The organism is Pseudomonas sp. B13(2017) (assembly GCF_002113245.1).
Classification (GTDB): domain Bacteria; phylum Pseudomonadota; class Gammaproteobacteria; order Pseudomonadales; family Pseudomonadaceae; genus Aquipseudomonas; species Aquipseudomonas putida_Z.
This window is the reverse complement of sequence record NZ_NEJX01000004.1, coordinates 153,686-171,067: the sequence shown is the minus strand read 5'-3', so window position 1 is coordinate 171,067 and position 17,382 is coordinate 153,686. Positions and strand designations below refer to the sequence as shown.

Annotated in this window: 15 protein-coding genes; all 15 read left to right on the top strand. The window is 60.0% G+C overall.

From position 1 onward, the window contains the following. The first annotated feature begins 94 nt into the window (after positions 1 to 94). The 15 genes from CAG44_RS07935 (at position 95) to CAG44_RS07865 (ending at position 17,365) form a co-directional block, all read left to right on the top strand. A complete protein-coding gene (locus CAG44_RS07935) occupies positions 95 to 1,036 on the top strand; it encodes a VOC family protein (protein WP_085663826.1) in 942 nt (313 codons plus the stop codon). A gap of 2 nt (positions 1,037 to 1,038) precedes the next feature. Next, positions 1,039 to 1,380, top strand: a complete 342-nt coding sequence (locus CAG44_RS07930; protein ID WP_139832737.1) for a Rieske 2Fe-2S domain-containing protein — start codon at positions 1,039 to 1,041, stop codon at positions 1,378 to 1,380. A 141-nt stretch (positions 1,381 to 1,521) separates the two neighbouring features. Further along, a complete protein-coding gene (locus CAG44_RS07925; protein ID WP_085663824.1) occupies positions 1,522 to 2,646 on the top strand; it encodes an FAD-dependent oxidoreductase in 1,125 nt (374 codons plus the stop codon). A 138-nt stretch (positions 2,647 to 2,784) separates the two neighbouring features. Continuing rightward, positions 2,785 to 4,467 carry a DUF1302 domain-containing protein gene (locus CAG44_RS07920; RefSeq protein ID WP_085663823.1) on the top strand — a complete coding sequence of 561 codons (1,683 nt, stop codon included), beginning with the start codon at positions 2,785 to 2,787 and terminating at the stop codon, positions 4,465 to 4,467. 11 nt (positions 4,468 to 4,478) lie between these two features. After that, a complete protein-coding gene (locus CAG44_RS07915; RefSeq protein WP_085663822.1) occupies positions 4,479 to 5,843 on the top strand; it encodes a DUF1329 domain-containing protein in 1,365 nt (454 codons plus the stop codon). Positions 5,844 to 5,899: 56 nt separating this feature from the next. Beyond that, the gene (locus CAG44_RS07910; RefSeq protein ID WP_085663821.1) at positions 5,900 to 6,997 is read left to right on the top strand and encodes a YCF48-related protein; all 1,098 of its coding nucleotides are present in this window, start codon (positions 5,900 to 5,902) and stop codon (positions 6,995 to 6,997) included. A 4-nt stretch (positions 6,998 to 7,001) separates the two neighbouring features. Continuing rightward, on the top strand, positions 7,002 to 9,452 hold the full coding sequence (locus CAG44_RS07905; RefSeq protein WP_085663820.1) for an RND family transporter: 2,451 nt from the start codon (positions 7,002 to 7,004) through the stop codon (positions 9,450 to 9,452). A gap of 128 nt (positions 9,453 to 9,580) precedes the next feature. Next, positions 9,581 to 10,777 (top strand): MFS transporter, encoded by a 1,197-nt coding sequence (locus tag CAG44_RS07900; protein WP_085663819.1) that lies wholly within the window; start codon positions 9,581 to 9,583, stop codon positions 10,775 to 10,777. 17 nt (positions 10,778 to 10,794) lie between these two features. Then, the gene (locus CAG44_RS07895) at positions 10,795 to 11,385 is read left to right on the top strand and encodes a malonic semialdehyde reductase (RefSeq protein ID WP_085663818.1); all 591 of its coding nucleotides are present in this window, start codon (positions 10,795 to 10,797) and stop codon (positions 11,383 to 11,385) included. A gap of 23 nt (positions 11,386 to 11,408) precedes the next feature. Further along, entirely contained in the window at positions 11,409 to 11,981 is a 573-nt protein-coding gene (locus tag CAG44_RS07890; protein WP_085663817.1) for a cupin domain-containing protein, read from the top strand. Further along, positions 11,978 to 12,970: a fumarylacetoacetate hydrolase family protein gene (locus CAG44_RS07885; RefSeq protein ID WP_085663816.1), complete on the top strand. Its 993-nt coding sequence runs from the start codon at positions 11,978 to 11,980 to the stop codon at positions 12,968 to 12,970. Before CAG44_RS07890 ends, CAG44_RS07885 begins: the two co-directional genes overlap by 4 nt. Then, positions 12,961 to 13,953, top strand: a complete 993-nt coding sequence (locus tag CAG44_RS07880) for an NAD-dependent epimerase/dehydratase family protein (protein WP_085663815.1) — start codon at positions 12,961 to 12,963, stop codon at positions 13,951 to 13,953. Before CAG44_RS07885 ends, CAG44_RS07880 begins: the two co-directional genes overlap by 10 nt. Then, the gene (locus CAG44_RS07875) at positions 13,950 to 14,735 is read left to right on the top strand and encodes a cyclase family protein (protein ID WP_085663814.1); all 786 of its coding nucleotides are present in this window, start codon (positions 13,950 to 13,952) and stop codon (positions 14,733 to 14,735) included. The genes CAG44_RS07880 and CAG44_RS07875 overlap by 4 nt, the downstream gene beginning before the upstream one ends. Positions 14,736 to 14,747: 12 nt before the next feature. Beyond that, positions 14,748 to 16,385: an arylsulfatase gene (locus CAG44_RS07870; RefSeq protein WP_085663813.1), complete on the top strand. Its 1,638-nt coding sequence runs from the start codon at positions 14,748 to 14,750 to the stop codon at positions 16,383 to 16,385. Next, a complete protein-coding gene (locus CAG44_RS07865) occupies positions 16,382 to 17,365 on the top strand; it encodes a formylglycine-generating enzyme family protein (RefSeq protein ID WP_085663812.1) in 984 nt (327 codons plus the stop codon). Before CAG44_RS07870 ends, CAG44_RS07865 begins: the two co-directional genes overlap by 4 nt. Positions 17,366 to 17,382 lie beyond the last annotated feature (17 nt).

Here is a 17,382-nt window from a genome sequence, read left to right as displayed (position 1 = left end):
GTGAGCGCCAAGTCGTGGCTCTAGCGTGCTGCCCGGCTCCCTCACCGGCGTCCCGCCAACGCGCCGGGAAAACAATTTCAATGGAGTGGTAGTAATGAAAATCATTGGCCTTGACGCGCTGGTATTTGGCGTCGATGACATTCAGGCTTGTGCCGACTGTCTGCGCGACTACGGCCTGGCCGCTGTCGAGCTGAACGAAGGAGGAGGCCGCTTTGAAGCGCTTGATGGCACAGCCATCATCATTCGTCGGCATGACGATCCGACCCTACCTCCTGCCTTGGGGCCGGCGCCTTCCCTTCGCGAAACCATCTATGGCGTCGAGTCTTCGGCCGACCTTGATGCGATTGCCGACGAGCTCGGAAGTGACCGTGCTGTGGTGGGAGATGACCGGGGTATCTTGCGTAGTGTCGACGACCTGGGCTTCGCCCTGGCGTTTCAAGTTACCTGCCGTCGAGCCTTCGAGGCTGAGGCCGATCTGACCAATGCGCCCGGGTCGCCTCCCCAGCGCCCGGCCAACAAGCCAGGCATCACGCCGGATATGCCAGCACTGCCACGTACGCTGTCGCACGTCGTGTATTTCGTGCCTGATGCCGCGAAAGGCGAAGCGTTCTACCGGGACCGTTTAGGCTTCGTCACCACCGATACCTTCGTCGGGGTCGGTCCGTTCATGCGCACCGGAGCAATGGACGATCACCACTGCCTATTCATGATCCAGACACCACCGCACATGCGCGGTTGCGAGCATTTCACCTTCCACATGGGCAGCGGGACCGAGGTGCTTCTGGCTGGTCGGCGGTTCGAGGAAAAAGGTTGGACCAGTTTCTGGGGGCCGGGCCGTCATCTCTTCGGCTCCAACTGGTTCTGGTACTTCAACAGCCCGCTGGGGTGTCACATCGAATACGACGCAGACATGGACACTCATGATGATGAGTGGGTGGCCCGTCAAGCGCCGATGTCTGCGGATAACTCGCAGCTATTTCTGTTCTCTTCCCGCGAGAAGTGGGCCCCTGGCGGTCCGCCGCCCAAGCAGGGTTGAGCGTGTTTGTAGCGCTTTGCCGGCTCGATGAACTGGTGGAGGGGCAGTCGCGTGGGTTCGACCCGTTGCAGCGTGGCAAGGATAGCCTATTTGCCCTGCGTTACGCGGGGGCCCTGTACCTCTATCGCAACAGCTGCCCGCATCTGGATGTTCCTCTGCACTACCGCAAGGACCGCTTCCTGTCTGCCGATGGTTCTCGAGTCATCTGCTATGCGCATGGCGCCCAATTCGTACCTGACACGGGTCTTTGCGTGTTCGGACCCTGCTTGGGTGAGCGGTTGGTGGCCGTACCTTGGAGGGAGCAGGAGGGGTGGCTGGCGGTCGATGAGCTGGCATTGCAGTGAGTTGAGGTATCGCGATCGACGATACATCGAATTCGAACATGCGATTAGTCAAATTCCTGATTTGGCCAGAAGCTGAGGGTCAAGGTGCACCGCACCACGGCCAGCGGCCATTTCAAATAAGAACAAGAAGCGAGAAGTGCCATGAATTCAGTTAAAAATGTTCTGGTCGTCGGCGGTGGAATTGGTGGTCTTTGCGCCGCTATCGCGTTGCGCCGCAAGGGTATTAGCGTCGACTTGGTCGAGCTTAAATCCGAGTGGACCGTTTATGGCGTCGGTATCATTCAGCAGAGCAATGTGGTGCGTGAGATGTCGCGCCTGGGCCTGCTCGATGCTTATCTCGATGCGGCCTATGCCTTCGAAGACGTCGCCATCTATACCACCGACGGTCAGCCAGTGGCGCGCATCCCAGGTCAGCGCCTGGCCGGTCCTCAGTACCCCGCCAATGTCGGTATTTCTCGACGTGCCCTGCACAAGGTGCTGAGCGAGACGACCATCGAGCTCGGCGCCAAGGTGCGCCTTGGCACCACTGTGCAATCCCTGGAGCAGGATGAAGACGGCGTGGATGTCGTACTGACCGATGGCACCAGGGCTCGCTACGACCTCGTGGTGGGGGCGGACGGCCTGTACTCCAAGGTGCGCGAGATGCTGTTCGGCAACAAGTACATGCCGCGATTCACTGGCCAGGCGGTATGGCGCTACAACTTCCCGCGTCTGCCGCAGATCAATCATCTGGCCAACTATCAGGGGCCTGCAGGTAACGCCGGTCTGGTACCGCTGTCCGACGAGCTCATGTACATGTTCACCACCTCCCATGAGCCAGGTAATCCCTGGATGCCCAACGACTCCCTGGCTGCCGAAATGCGCCAACGCCTGCAAGGCATGGGTGGACTGATCGCCGAGTTGCGTGAGCAGATTGCTGACAATGAGCAGGTGGTCTACAAACCGCTCGAAGCCGTGTTCGTCGACGAACCCTGGTATCGCGGTCGCGTCCTGATCATTGGTGACGCCGCGCATGCCACTACTCCCCATCTGGGCCAAGGTGCCGGCATGGCGATCGAAGATGCCCTGGTGCTTGGCGAGGAGCTGACCGCTGAAGGTGATCTGAGGCAGCAGTTGGCGCGCTTCATGACCCGTCGCTTCGAGCGCTGTAAATACATCGGCGAGAAATCTCTCCTAGCTGGTGAGAGGGAGATGGCGCGCGATCGCGACTTCGATCGTATCGGTCTGGTCAAGGAAATGCTGGAGGTCACCGCTCGACCGATTTGACGCCGTGAAGGCGGCCGCGCTCGCCGATCTGCCGCCGGCGTGACCTTGCACAGGCGCTTTACACGATCCGCGTGACCTTACAGCGATGTGTAAAGAAAGCAAAAAACGCTCATAAGAACAAAAAAGAGGCATATATCGATGGCAAATCGAGAGCTCGTTGCACCTTGGCGAAAGCTGGCTGCCGAACGCCTGACTCTTGCCGCAGCACTATTGGCATGTACTAACCAGGCGTTTGCATTCCAGATTGATACTGGAAACCCTGATTTCAGTCTGCGCTGGGATAACACCATAAAGTACAGCGCCGCCTGGCGTATGCAGGACCGCAGCAGCAAGCTTTCTGAGGGACAGGTCGCGCGCAATCAGGATGATGGTGATCGTGCTTTCGGTAAAGGCCTAATCTCCAATCGCCTGGATATCCTCAGCGAACTGGACATGGGCTTTCGCGACTTCGGTGCCCGTGTCAGTGCAGCCGGTTGGTACGACACCGAGTACCAGAAAGACAGCGACAACAATGATCCTGCCCGTGCCAACGCCCGCTCGGTTGCCTATGACGAGTTCACCGACGATACACGCCACCTGCATGGTGGGGACTCCGAACTACTCGACGCTTTCGCATATTGGAACGGCGAGCTTGCCGACAGAGCCCTGTCGGTGCGCTTGGGCCGCCATGGCCTGGTGTGGGGCGAGAGTCTGTTCTTTGGAGCTAACGGCATTGCTGGCGGCATGGCGCCCGTTGATGTGGTAAAGGCGGTTTCCGTGCCTAACACGCAGTTTAAGGAAATCACGCGTCCAGTCAGCCAGATCTCCACGACCTATCAACTTACAGATGATCTTTCCCTCGGCGCCTTCTATCAGTTCGAGTGGGAAGAGACACGCTTGCCAGGAGCGGGTAGCTACTTCTCCGTGAGTGACACTATCGGAGAGGGCAATGAACGCTTGATCGTGGGTGATCCGTTTCCAGCATTCCTCGGTGGTAATCCGAACAGCCCAGCAGCGTTTTTTCACGGTAAAGACAAGAAGGCCAGGAGCTCCGGACAGGGGGGGGTGCAGTTACGCATCACTGACGATACGGTCGAATACGGCCTGTATGCCATCCAATATCACGACAAGTCGCCCAAGCTCTACCTGAAACCCAGTGCCAGCCCCGAGTTCAGTACCGGAAAGATCGGCGAGTATTACTGGGTTTACCCAGAAGATATCCGGGCGCTGGGAGCCAGTTTTATCACCACGATGGGTGAATATAGCTTCGCGGGTGAAGCCTCCATGCGCTGGAACATGCCACTCGTTTCCAATGGCCAGACGGTCCTTCCCGGCGTGGACGCGGACAATAACGATGATGCCCTGTACGCCATCGGCCGAACCGCACATGTCAACCTCAACATGATCGCGTCGTTCGGGCCGAATTTTATTGCCCAAGAGTCTGGACTGGTCGCCGAGGTCGCCTGGAACCGTCTGCTCAAAGTTACCGAGAACCGCAGTGCGCTGGACCCCAATGCTACTGACGACGCGGTTGGCATGAAGCTGGTGTACACCCCTACGTATCGCCAGGTCATGCCTGGCATCGATCTCAGTGTGCCAATCGGTGTCAGCTACTTCCCAATGGGTAAATCCGCTGTAGTCGGCTCTTTTGGCCCAGACAAGGGCGGGGACTTCAACATTGGCGTGAGTGCCACCTACCTCGACCGCGTCACCCTCGGGCTGACTTACACACACTACTACGGCCCCGAGGACACCAATCTGAACTCGGCCAGCCAGTTCAATTACAAGCAGTCGTTGAAAGATCGCGATTACTTGGCCTTCTCCGTGAAAACCACATTCTGAGGATCGCGCACATGGCTATTCAGTTTGCACTCAAGACGTTTTGCCTGACGCTCGCAGGAGCGATGGCCCTGAGCTTGCAGCCAGTGATCGCTGCTACCGCCGACGATCTTGGCAAAAGCCTGACACCATTTGGCGCTGAAGCATCCGGCAACGCCAATGGCAGTATCCCTGCCTGGACAGGAGGCATGACCACGGTCGATCCCTCCTTCAAACCCGGTGGCAAACGTAGCGATCCATTTGCCTCGGAAAAGCCGCTGTTCAGTATTACCGCGAAGAACATGGCCCAGTACGAAGGCAAGATTAGCGACGGTACCAAGGAGATGCTCAAGCGCTACCCAGACACCTATCGTCTGGATATCTACCCGACCCACCGTACTGCCGCCGCACCGCAGTGGGTGTACGACAACACCGCGAAGAATGCGCGTAACACCAAGCTGGTCGAGAGCAGTGCGGGCCTGATCCCAGAAGGTGCCTATGGCGGTATTCCGTTCCCAGTGCCGAAAAACGGCAGCGAGGCGATGTGGAATCACCTCCTGAACTGGCGTGGTACGCCGCTGGCCATGGATTTCCGGCATTACCTGGTGACTGCCGAGGGTACACCCGTCATGACTACGGACGGCAAAGCCATCCAAGAGATGCCCTATTACTACCAAGAGGGTTCGGCTGATAAGTTCGATGGCGATTACTGGTTGTTCCGGTTGACCAACGTTGGTCCAGCCCTGCGTGCGGGCGAGCAAATCATGGGGCGCACGAATCTGAACGGCGACAAGAGTCAGGCGCACGTCTATCTGGCGGGTCAGAGACGTGTGCGCAAGCTGCCCAACGCCTGCTGCGACACGCCGACTCCGGCTACCGCCGGCGTCATGTCCTTCGATGAGTTGAATGTGTTTCAGGGGCGCATGGACCGCTTCAATTGGAAGCTGGTCGGTAAGCAGGAAATGTACATCCCCTACAACACCAACAAAGTGCAAACCGCGAACAACCCAGAAGATGTATTGGGCAAGCACCATATGAACCCGGACTACGTACGCTGGGAGTTGCACCGCGTATGGGTCGTGGAAGCTGAGCTTGCCCCTGGCAAGCGCCATCAATTGCCGAAAGGGCGTTACTACCTCGACGAGGACACTTGGCAGGCCATTCTGGGTGATCGTTGGGATGCCAACGGCCGACTGTCCAAGAGTCTCTGGTCGCTGCCGGCTGTCATGCCGGACATCCCCGCAGTGGCGCAACTGTCCTCTGGTTTCTACGACCTGACCTCCAACACCTGGTTCATCCAGAACCTCTATGCGGGCAAAGCACAGCAGTACGCGATCGTCGATCGCTATAAGTCCTCCGAGTTTTCGCCAGCAGCCATGGCCGGCCGAGGCGTGCGCTAGAGCCTGATCGGGAGGGCCCATGAGCCCTCCCAGTTCGAAGCAGTTCGAGGTGAATGATGAGCAGATCGAGATGGACAAGTGGCCTTCTTTTGACCCTTGCCTTGCCCTTTTCATTAGCCACGCAAGCACAGCCGCTGGCTGTGGCTGGCGTGTTGCAAAGCCCTGCGATGCAGATATCGAATGCAGCGCATGCTGTTTTCAGCAGTGTCGTGTGTGCAGAGGACCGACTGGTTGCCGTGGGCGAGCGGGGGTTGATCCTGTTGTCGGATGACAATGGCCTGATTTGGCGTCAGGCCAGCGTGCCGGTTTCCGTAGGCTTGACGGCAGTGCAGTTCGTTGATGCACAACATGGCTGGGCAGTAGGCCACTCCGGTGTGGTGTTGTTTAGTGAGGATGGCGGTGAAAACTGGCGGGTGCAGCTCGAAGGGCAGCATGCTGCTGAGCTGGAATTGGTTGCGGCCCAGCAGGCGCTGGGCGTCACGGCGGATGTCGACTCGGCTCAGGCGCGTGTCGAGATGGCGCAGCGGCTGATGGATGAGGGGGCGGACAAGCCGTTCCTGAACCTGCACTTTACCGATCAACAACACGGCCTGGTCGTCGGCGCCTATGGTATGGCACTGCGTACTGTCGATGGTGGAAGGACTTGGCAGTCGGTGGCCGGCCAAATCGACAACCCGACAGGCTTGCATCTGTATGCGGTGGCTCAACAAGGCAGTGACTGGTACCTGGCCGGTGAGCAGGGTTTCCTGGCCCGCTCCAGCGATGATGGTCGGCACTTCGAGCAACTGCCCAGCCCCTATGAGGGCACGTTTTTTACGCTGGTACCGCGACAAGACGGTTCGCTGTTGCTAGGCGGACTGAAAGGCAATGCCTTCCTCATCCGCAGCGCTGGCAAGGTAATTGAACCGCTGGCAGTGCCCATGCCGGTTTCATTCAGCGATGGCACGCGCCTTAAAGATGGCCGTGTGCTGCTGGCCAATCAAGTGGGTGCCGTGTTCGTTCTGGGGGCTACCAGCCACCGTCTGCAGCAGCTGATCCCACCCCAAGGGCGGCCTCTTACCGGGCTGGCCCAGGCCGCGGACGGCAGCCTGGTCGCTGCTGGGCTGACCGGTCTGTCTCAGCTGTCTTCATCTGCTGCGAAGGTTTCGGAGTGATTTCATGACTTTCAATACGTCTGCCAGCCAGCAAGCCTTCGACCCGCGTTCCGGTTCGTTGATTGAGCGAGCCTTGTTCAATCACCGGCACTGGGTGCTGCTGGTCTGCCTGGTGAGCACGCTGCTGCTGGGCTGGCAATCGAGCCGCCTTGAGCTCAACGCTAGCTTCGAAAAAATGATTCCCACCGGGCACCCCTACATCGTCAACTATCTGGAGAACCAGAAGGAGTTGTCTGGTCTCGGCAACGCGCTGCGTATTGCTGTCGTCAATAAAAAAGGCGATATCTACGACGCCGACTACATGAAGACCCTGCAGGCGCTGAGCGATCAGATCTACCTGCTTCCCGGCGTTGACCGTGCGTTCATGAAGTCGTTGTGGACTCCCGCCACACGCTGGGTATCGGTGACCGAGGAGGGCCTGGACGGGGGGCCGGTGATTCCTGACCAATACGACGGCGGCCCTGACTCGCTGGCAGAACTGCGACGCAACGTGCAACTGTCCAACGAGATTGGCCAGTTGGTATCGTTCGATCAGCGCTCCAGCATTATCTACGTCCCTCTGTTGGCGACCACTGCCGACGGTCAGCCGCTGAACTATGCGCAACTATCCGCCCAAATCGAGGAACTGCGCAGCCGCTTTCAGAGCGACAGCACTGCTATTCACGTGACCGGGTTCGCCAAGAAGGTCGGCGACTTGATTGCCGGTCTGGAGCAAATTCTGCTGTTCTTCGCCGCCGCGATCCTGATCACCACGGTTGTGCTCTACAGCTATACCCGCTGCTTACGAAGCACACTGCTGGTGGTCATCTGCTCACTGGTGGCGGTGGTCTGGCAGCTTGGCCTGCTGCCCTTGCTGGGGTATGAGCTGGATCCGTACTCGGTGTTGGTGCCGTTCCTGGTGTTCGCGATTGGAATGAGCCATGGTGCGCAGAAGATGAACGGCATCATGCAGGACATCGGGCGGGGCATGCATCGCTTGGTGGCGGCACGTTTCACGTTCCGACGACTGTTCCTGGCCGGTCTTACTGCGCTGCTGTGCGATGCCGTGGGCTTCGCTGTGCTGATGATCATCAAGATCCAGGTGATTCAGGATCTCGCCATCATCGCCAGCTTGGGCGTCGCAGTGCTGATCTTCACCAACCTGATCCTCTTGCCGGTGCTGCTCTCCTATGTTGGGGTGAGCCCGAAGGCCGCGCAACTCAGCCTCAAGAGCGAGCGAGCCGAGCAGTGTGGCCAGGCACGGCACGCCTTCTGGCGCTTTCTCGATCTGTTCACCCGCCGTCCTTGGGCCGGCGTGTGCGTGGCAGTGAGCCTTGCATTGGCGGTGCTGGGCTTCATGGTCAGCCTGCACCTGAGCGTTGGCGATCTGGACCCAGGTGCCCCGGAACTGCGAGCCGATTCGCGCTATAACCAGGACGATGCTTTTCTCACCCGGCACTACGGCGCCAGTAGCGACTTGTTCGCGGTGATGGTCCATACACCGGCGGGCGCCTGTGCGCGGTACGACATCCTGCGCAAGGTCGACCAGTTGGACTGGCAGTTGCGCAGCCTGCAAGGCGTGGATTCGACCAATTCGCTGGCGTTGCTCAACCGTCGCATGCTGGTCGGCCTGTCCGAAGGCAGTCCGAAGTGGTACGAGCTGCAAAACAACCAGGCGACGCTGAACATGATCACCGCCAGCGCACCTCGAGGGCTTTACAACGAGGCGTGCAACCTGCTGACCCTGTATGTTTACCTCACCGACCACAAGGCCGAGACGCTGACTCGCCTGGTGGATCATGTCGAAGCCTTTGCTGCTGCCAACGACACTGAAGAAGTGCAGTTCATGCTCGCGGCTGGCAACGCGGGTATCGAAGCGGCCACCAATATTGTCGTGAAACAGGCCAACCGAGAGATGCTGTTCTGGGTCTACGGTGCGGTGATTCTGCTGTGCCTGATCACCTTCCGCTCCTGGCGCGCCACACTGTGCGCGGTGATCCCGCTGATGCTCACCTCGATCCTTTGCGAGGCGCTGATGGTCTGGCTAGGGATTGGTGTGAAGGTCGCCACGCTGCCGGTCATCGCCTTGGGCGTGGGCATCGGCGTGGACTACGCGCTGTATGTCATGAGCATCATGCTCGGCCATCTGCGCAAGGGGACAAGCCTTTCGCAGGCCTATTACCGTGCGCTGCTCTCTACCGGCAAGGTGGTCATGCTGACCGGCGTCACCCTGGCCATTGGTGTGGGTACATGGGCTTTCTCTCCGATCAAGTTCCAGGCCGACATGGGCATTCTTCTGGCGTTCATGTTCGTCTGGAACATGGTCGGTGCGCTGCTGTTGCTCCCGGCCCTGGCCTATTTCCTTCTTCCTGTCGGCAAGCGCAATGCCTGGTTGGTCGAGCATGCGGCCAATCATGAAGTACATGCCCAACCTGCAGATGCTGTCGCGCCTGCGCCGCGCGTAGCCCATGGCTGAACTCGACTTTCCAAAACAACAATAGGCATCGCCAATGAAACGACTGACCTTGCTGCTCAATAGCCTCCATGAGGGGCTCATCATTTACGGCGCCACGTTCTGGGGCATCCTGCCGCATGAGGTGAGCCATGAGCACTGATCGCCAAGCGGGGGGCGCGCAATCCGCGCTGCTGCTGTTCGGTAGCTGTCTGCCGGTATTGGGTGCGGTATTGATCGCTCCGATCCTGCCGCGTATGCAGGAGCATTTCGCCGACACGCCGAGCGTCGCGATTCTGACGCCCATCGCGTTGACCATTCCGGCGCTATTGATCGCATTGCTGGCGCCTTTTGCCGGAATGATTGCTGACCGTCTGGGGCGAAAACCCCTGCTGCTTGGTTCGCTCATGCTGTACACGCTTTGCGGTCTGTTGCCTTTGTGGCTGGAGTCGCTGCCGGCGATCGTCGCCAGCCGGGCCGGACTTGGCTTGGCGGAGGCCGGAATCATGACCTGCTGTACCGCACTGATGGGCGATTACTACCAGGGCTCACGACGTGAACGGCTGTTCGCGTTACAGATGGTCGCCACCTCGCTTTCGGCAGCGGTGTTCATCGCCTTGGGCGGGGCCTTGGGGCAGAACGATTGGCGCGTACCTTTCATGCTCTATGCCGTCGGATTGCTGCTACTGCCCGTTATGGCGCGGTGTCTCTGGGAGCCTAGCCACTTGGAACCACGCCCACATCATGCAGCGCCAGAGAGCTTTCCATGGAATGCGCTGTTGCCGCTTTACGCCTTGACCACCCTGGCCGGCATCAGCCTGTTCATCGTTCCGGTGCAGGCGGGCTATTTGCTCACCCTCCTGCATGTGGACTCGCCCCAGCAGATTGGCATGACCATGGGCGCGAACCAGCTTGGGGTGCTGATCGGCGCTCTGCTTTTCCGGCTGCTGACAGGGCTGCGCCGGCAGAACGTGTTGCTGCTGGCATTCGCCACCGCCGGGCTGGGTGGCTTGCTGATGGCGAAGGCGGGTAGCCATGGATGGGTAATCGTCGCCGTGCTGATCAATGGTCTAGGAGTTGGCCTGATGTTGCCGACCCTAATCACTTGGGTGATGAGCAAGGTTAGCTTTGCCCAGCGTGGCCGCGCGGCTGGTGGCTTTACCGCGGCGCTGTTCGCCGGTGAATTCATCAGCCCATTGGTGGTGGTTGCCTTCACAGGCGGCCAGCTTGCCGCCTTGCCGACGGTGCTGGCCTGGATCGCCATTGCGCAGTTCGCGCTGGCGCTGGTCTGCCTCGTTCTGCACCGCGTATTCCGCGCCTTGGCCGAACCGGCCCCCGCGCTTGCCTGATCTATTAGAGGTTGTCCATGACACATCTGCCGAATTCCGCGACGCTCGACAAACTGTTTTTGACGGCCCGCTCGCATAACCGATGGCAAGATCGCCCGGTGCCTACCGAGCTGCTACATCAGCTCTACCAGCTTGTGCGACAGGGCCCGACCAGTAACAACTGTTGCCCGGCGCGTTTTGTGTTCCTGTCCAGCCGTGAGGCCAGGCATAAGCTGCTGCCGGCGCTCAAGGGGCACAACGGTGAGAAGGTGCTGCAGGCACCTGTGACGGTCATCGTCGCCTGGGACAGTCGCTTCTTCGAGCACCTACCCGAGCTGTTTCCGATCTATGACGCCGCTGCTGTTTTTCGCGACGACCCCCAGGCGATCTTTGTCGCGGGCCTTCGAAACAGCAGCTTGCAGGGCGCCTACCTGATGCTTGCCGCCCGGGCACTGGGCCTGGATTGCGGGCCGATGTCCGGCTTCGATGCGGACCGGGTAGACGCCACCTTCTTCCCGGACGGACGCTGGCGCAGCAACTTCCTTTGCAGCCTGGGTTATGGCGATGCAGAGGGCTTGCGCCCGGCTGGGCCGCGACTGCCCTTCGAGCAAGTTTGTCAGGTGCTGTGAGTTCACGGCTTAGGAGTCTTCGTATGCAAACACTTCCTGCATTTCGGCGCATCGTCACAGGCCATGACGGCAACGGCCGCGCTGTAGTCGCCATGGCGGGTGAAACGCCCAATAACTTTCCGCTTAAGGCCGTGCCCGGCACGGTGTTCTACGAGGTATGGAGCAGCCACGACAGCCCAGTACCTTTGGACAATTCTGACGATCCCACGAATAAACCTTTGCAGCTCTGTCCCGCTGCATCAGGCAGTGTCATCCGGGTGGTCGACATTCCACCGGACAGCCTGCAGAACCAGGTTAGCGCCGAGGAGGCTGCCGCCGCGTTCGCCGAGATCGGTCAAGCGCAGGCCGGCACCGGCAAACCCGACTCCAAGCATAAGCTCATGCACCGCACCGAGACCTTGGACTACGGCATTGTCACCGAAGGCGAGGTCTGGCTGGTGCTCGACGGTGAGGATGTTCACCTCAAGCGCGGCGACATCGTGGTGCAGCGCGGTACCAATCATGCGTGGAGTAACCGTACCGAGCAGATGGCGCGCATGGTCTTCATCCTGCTCGATGGCCGCTATGCCGATGAATTAAGGGGGCTGGTCGAATGAAATTGGCAACGTTGAAAGACGGCACTCGTGATGGCCGTCTGCTGTTGGTCTCCCGCGATTTGACGCGCGCTGTGAGTGCCGCCGATCTCGCGCCGACTCTGCAGGCCGCTATCGACCATTGGTCGAGTGTGGAACACGCGCTGCAATGTCGCTATGACGCACTCAACCGCGGCGAAGCGCAGGACGCGTTCGACTTCGACCCTGGGCGAGTGATGGCACCGTTGCCGCGCGCCTGGCAATGGCTGGACGGGTCGTGCTTTCTCAGTCACAGCGAGCTGATGCAACGAGCGTTCAACCTCGATCCTATCGAGGGGGTAGCGCACACGCCGCTGATGTACCAAGGTGCTGGCGATGACTTCCTCGGTCCGCGTCAGGACATCTCTCTGCCCAGCGAGGCCCATGGTATCGACTTCGAGGGCGAGTTCGCCGTTCTGGTCGACGCGGTACCGATGGGTTGCACGGCCGAGCAGGCGCGCCAGCACATCAGACTGTTACTGCAGGTTAATGACGTCAGCCTGCGCGCACTGGCGCCGCGTGAGATGCGCACTGGCTTTGGCTTCGTCCAAGCCAAGTCGTCGTCCAGCTTTGCTCCGGTGGCGGTGACTCCCGACGAACTGGGTGCGAGCTGGTGCGATGCGCGCGTGCACCTACCGTTGCAGGTCGAGTGGAACGGTAAGTGGTTTGGGCATCCGCACGGCGGTGCCATGCACTTCGGCTTTGACCAGTTAATTGCCCATGCGGCGCTGACTCGCCGTCTGAGTGCCGGCACGCTAATCGGTTCCGGTACGGTCTCTAACCGTGACCGCAGCGTCGGCTCGGCCTGCATTTCCGAGCGTCGGGCCATCGAGATGATCGAGCAGGGTGCGCCACGCACGGGTTTCATGCGTTTCGGTGATCGCATCCGCATGGAGGCACGCTGTGCAGACGGCAGCCCATTGTTCGGCGCCTTGGACCAGCGCGTGGTGCAAGAGGCAACCCCATGCGAGTGATGATTACTGGTGCTAACGGGTTCGTCGGGCGCGAGCTCGTCCTGCGTTTGCTGGCAGATGGTGTGCTGCGTGGCCAGCCTGTGGAGGCTTTGCTGCTGCTGGATCGATCACTGGATGGCTTTCCCGAAGACAAGCGCATCCGCCGATACTGCGGCAGTGTGACCGATGCCGCCTTGATGCGCCGCGCGCTCGCTGACGGTATCGATGTCGTGTTTCACCTGGTCAGCGTGCCGGGCGGCGCTGCCGAGGCAAATTACGAGCTGGGCTATGAAGTGAACCTGAAAGCCAGCCTGGAATTGCTGCATCAGTTGCGTAATGCAGTCCGCCCGCCACGCATGGTTTACGCCAGCAGCATCGCGGTGTACGGCAGCGATCTTGCGCTGCGCATGGACGAGGCGTCCATCTGCTTGCCGCAGTTGTCCTACGCCAGTCACAAACTCATCGTGGAAACCCAGCTCGTCGACCTGGCTCGACGTGGCGAGGTAGATGGGATCGCGTTGCGCTTGCCCGGTATCGTGGCCCGTCCGCGCCAGTCACGTGGGCTCAAGTCAGCCTTCATGAGCGACCTGTTGCAGGCCTTTGCGGCGGGAGAGCCCTACGTGTGCCCAGTGTCGGCGCAGGCCACTGCCTGGTGGATGTCGGTTCGTTGCTGTGTGGACAACTTGGTGCACGCCGCTGAGCTGCAAGGTGAACTAACAAATCGGGTAGTCCAGTTGCCAGTGCTACAGCTATCAATCGAGCAAGTGCTTGATGCGCTGTCAACCTGCTTCGGCGAGCAGCAACGCACTCTGCTCAGCTTCGCTCCGGAGCCTGAACTGGAGGCACTGTTTGGCTGTTATCCACCGCTGCGTACACCACAGGCCAAGGCCATGGGGTTCCACCACGACGGCTCCGTGGCCGCTCTGCTGCGCAACGCCCTCAATCTGCCCTCGACGCCTCGAGCGCGTCGTTTCGTCCCTACTCTTGCAGGAATTTCATCATGAACCAGAAGAAGCGTCGCCTGGTAGATCTGTCAGTCACACTCGACAACAACCCCTACACCGATCCGCCGCCCTTGCTGCCCAAGATCGATTACATGGACCACCAGCAGGGCTGGCCAGAGATGGCGGCGATGTTCCCTGGCTTACGCAAGGACCAAATGCCGGGCGATGAGTCCTGGGCCGCCGAGCGGCTGGACATTACCACTCACAGCGGCACGCACATGGATGCGCCTTGGCATTACGCGTCGACCACAGATGGCGGCCAGCCCGCATTCGGTATCGATGAGCTGCCGCTGGAGTGGTGCTTGCAGCCAGGCGTCAAACTGGACTTCCGTCATCTTTCCGATGGCCATGTGGTGAGCGCAGCCCAGGTGGAGGCGGAGCTGGCGCGCATCGGGCATGATCTTCAACCGTTGGACATCGTGCTGGTCAACACGCGTGCTGGCAGTCTATTTGGTCAGCCAGGCTACTTGGAAGCTGGTGTAGGCATGGGGCGCGAAGCCACCCTGTATCTGCTGGAGCGCGGGGTGCGTGTGGTCGGAACCGATGCCTGGAGCTGGGACGCTCCGTTTAAATACACGCGTCAGCGTTTCGAAGAAACGGGTGATGCTTCGCTGATCTGGGAGGGTCACAAGGCCGGGCGAGAGATCGGCTACGGGCAGATGGAAAAACTCGCCAACTTGCAGAGTTTGCCGGCCAACGGCTTCCAGGTTTCCTGTTTCCCTTACAAGATCAGGCATGCCTCGGCGGGCTTCGTGCGCGCTGTGGCTATCTTTGAAGAATAAAAAGGAGTTTCTGTGCGCCTTTCTGCCTTGCTTACCGTCGCGATTTGCCTGGCAAGTGCCAGCGTCGTGGCCGCCGAACGTCCCAATATTCTGCTGATCGTCGCAGACGATCTCGGTTACTCCGATCTGGGGGCATTTGGTGGCGAGATCAAAACGCCTAATCTTGATCGGCTGGCCGCCAATGGCCTGCAACTGACCAGCATGTATGCGGCGCCGACCTGCTCCCCGACCCGAGCCATGCTGATGTCCGGAACGGACAACCATTTAGCAGGTCTGGGCACCATGGCCGAGGCTATCCAGCCGTTCCAGCGAGGCAAGCCGGGCTACGAGGGCTACCTCAACCAACAGGCACACTCCATCGCCGAGCTGCTGCGTGATGGTGGTTACCGCACCAGCATGGTGGGCAAATGGCACTTGGGCCTGCAGCCCGAACAAGGGCCAGATCGACGTGGCTTCGAGCAGTCGTTCACGTTGCTAGAGGGCGGTGGCGTGCACTTTAAACCCACCCCTGGATCCACAGCGAAGATTGAGCAGATTACCTACCGCGAGAACGGCCAGCCGGTGGAACTGCCGGAGGATTTCTATTCCACCGATTTCTATACCGATAAGCTGATCGACTACCTCAAGACTGGTGAGGGCAGCGACAAGCCATTCTTTGCTTATGCCGCCTATACCTCACCGCATTGGCCCCTGCAGGCGCCTGAGGCCTACCTCGACAAATACCGTGGTCGCTATGACGGCGGCTACGACGAAGTGCGGATGGCGCGTGTAGAGCGGATGAAAGAGAAGGGATTGTTGCCTGCTGATTTCCAGGCAGCGGCGCCTCTGCCAGTGACCCCGCTATTACCTGGTTGGCAACAGCTGAGTACGCAGCAGCGGCAGGTCGAGGTACGCAAGATGGAGATCTACGCTGCCATGGTGGACAACCTTGATCACAACATCGGACGGTTGCTCGACTACCTGCGTAAGAGCGGACAGCTTGACAATACCTTGATCGTCTTCATGTCTGACAACGGCGCCGCTGGGGAGCGCCATGAGCTGTTCTATCCGGCCGGCACAGATACCGACAATAGCCTGGAAAACCTGGGGCGGCGCGGTTCGCAGATCGACTATGGTCTACGTTGGGCCGAGGTCAGCGCTGCACCGATGCGCTTGTTCAAGGGCACCACCGCCGAGGGCGGCATCAGCGTTCCGGCCATCGTCCAGCTTCCCGCCAGCCTGCGGCGTCAAGGTCTGGAGCGCAGCATGGCACGCGTCGATGATCTAGCGCCGACCTTCCTCGCCCTGGCGTCGTTGCCTGATCCAGGCGATACCTATAGAGGCCAGGCCAAGCATCCCATCACGGGTCGCTCGATGCTGCCGATGCTACAGGGCAAAGCACGTGATGACGGAGTCATGGCGGGCGAATTGTTCGGCAGCCGCTACTACCGCGAAGGTAACTTGAAGTTGTTGGGCCTGGTCCCGTGGGCGAAGCCGGGGGAGGCGCCGCAGCCTCTACGTTGGCAACTTTTCGATCTCTCCCGCGATCGTGGCGAGCAACACGACTTGTCGGATAGCCAGCCGCAGACCATGGAACGTCTCAAGCTGGCCTGGCAAGTCTATGCACGCCAGGTAGGCGTGGTCGCGCCACCGCAAGCCGGCAAGCCATGAAGCGCTGGTTGGTCAGCAGTTTTATCCTGGCTGGCGTTTTATTGGCGGTTGCCGTCTTATGGCCACGTCCCGTGCCGGCGCTGGGTAGTCGCAGCTCGTGCGAGGCTTATGACGGCTTGCCCAACAGCTGGGGAAGCGATCCACTGGCCGGCATGGTCCGTATTAGCGGGGGGCGTTTCACGCCCGGCACCGAAGCGGGGTACACGGATGAACGCCCCTTGGGAGCGGTGGATGTGGGAGACTTCTGGATTGATCGGAGCGAGGTGACCCGCGCACAGTTCGGTGCCTTCGTGGCCGCTACTGGCTATGTCACCGAGGCCGAGCGAGCGGGCGTTGCCGCCGTGTTCAGGCCGTCACAGGAGGGGACTGAAGATACCAGCCCACTTAACTGGTGGAAGCTGGTCAAAGGGGCTGACTGGCGCCATCCCGATGGTCCCGATGCTCCATCTGCCGCCCTCGATGGGCGGCCCGTCACCTTGGTGACACTGGCTGACGCCCAGGCCTATGCAGACTGGCGCGGCAATCAGTTGCCCAGTGAGGCTGAATGGGAGTATGCCGCGCGTGCAGGTTCCCCCTCGCAACCGTTGGGCGAGCTACCGTTAGATGCCCACGGTAAGCCGGCTGCCAACTATTGGCAGGGCATATTTCCGCTGATGGATATTGGCGAAGACGGTTACACCGGTCTGGCCCCGGTCGGTTGTTTCGCCCCCAACGCCTTTGGTCTGTTCGACATGATTGGCAATGTTTGGGAGTGGACCACCGACACGCAGTGGGGGCCTTTGATGGGGCATGCCAATGGCGATCCCGGCCAGTTGCGTGCAATCACAGGTCGATCAGCCTCCAGGATCATCAAAGGTGGTTCTTATCTGTGCGCGGACAACTACTGTGCACGCTATCGCACGGCGGCACGGGAACGCCAGGAAGCTGATTTAGCGACCTCGCATGTAGGTTTTCGCACCATTCGCCATATCTATCCCTGATACACAACCGACGTGAG

Coding starts and splice junctions, on each gene's coding strand:
- CAG44_RS07935 (WP_085663826.1), top strand. CDS start 95: ATGAAAATCATTGGCCTTGACGCGCTGGTATTTGGCGTCGATGACATT.
- CAG44_RS07925 (WP_085663824.1), top strand. CDS start 1,522: ATGAATTCAGTTAAAAATGTTCTGGTCGTCGGCGGTGGAATTGGTGGT.
- CAG44_RS07920 (WP_085663823.1), top strand. CDS start 2,785: ATGGCAAATCGAGAGCTCGTTGCACCTTGGCGAAAGCTGGCTGCCGAA.
- CAG44_RS07915 (WP_085663822.1), top strand. CDS start 4,479: ATGGCTATTCAGTTTGCACTCAAGACGTTTTGCCTGACGCTCGCAGGA.
- CAG44_RS07910 (WP_085663821.1), top strand. CDS start 5,900: ATGAGCAGATCGAGATGGACAAGTGGCCTTCTTTTGACCCTTGCCTTG.
- CAG44_RS07905 (WP_085663820.1), top strand. CDS start 7,002: ATGACTTTCAATACGTCTGCCAGCCAGCAAGCCTTCGACCCGCGTTCC.
- CAG44_RS07900 (WP_085663819.1), top strand. CDS start 9,581: ATGAGCACTGATCGCCAAGCGGGGGGCGCGCAATCCGCGCTGCTGCTG.
- CAG44_RS07895 (WP_085663818.1), top strand. CDS start 10,795: ATGACACATCTGCCGAATTCCGCGACGCTCGACAAACTGTTTTTGACG.
- CAG44_RS07890 (WP_085663817.1), top strand. CDS start 11,409: ATGCAAACACTTCCTGCATTTCGGCGCATCGTCACAGGCCATGACGGC.
- CAG44_RS07885 (WP_085663816.1), top strand. CDS start 11,978: ATGAAATTGGCAACGTTGAAAGACGGCACTCGTGATGGCCGTCTGCTG.
- CAG44_RS07880 (WP_085663815.1), top strand. CDS start 12,961: ATGCGAGTGATGATTACTGGTGCTAACGGGTTCGTCGGGCGCGAGCTC.
- CAG44_RS07875 (WP_085663814.1), top strand. CDS start 13,950: ATGAACCAGAAGAAGCGTCGCCTGGTAGATCTGTCAGTCACACTCGAC.
- CAG44_RS07865 (WP_085663812.1), top strand. CDS start 16,382: ATGAAGCGCTGGTTGGTCAGCAGTTTTATCCTGGCTGGCGTTTTATTG.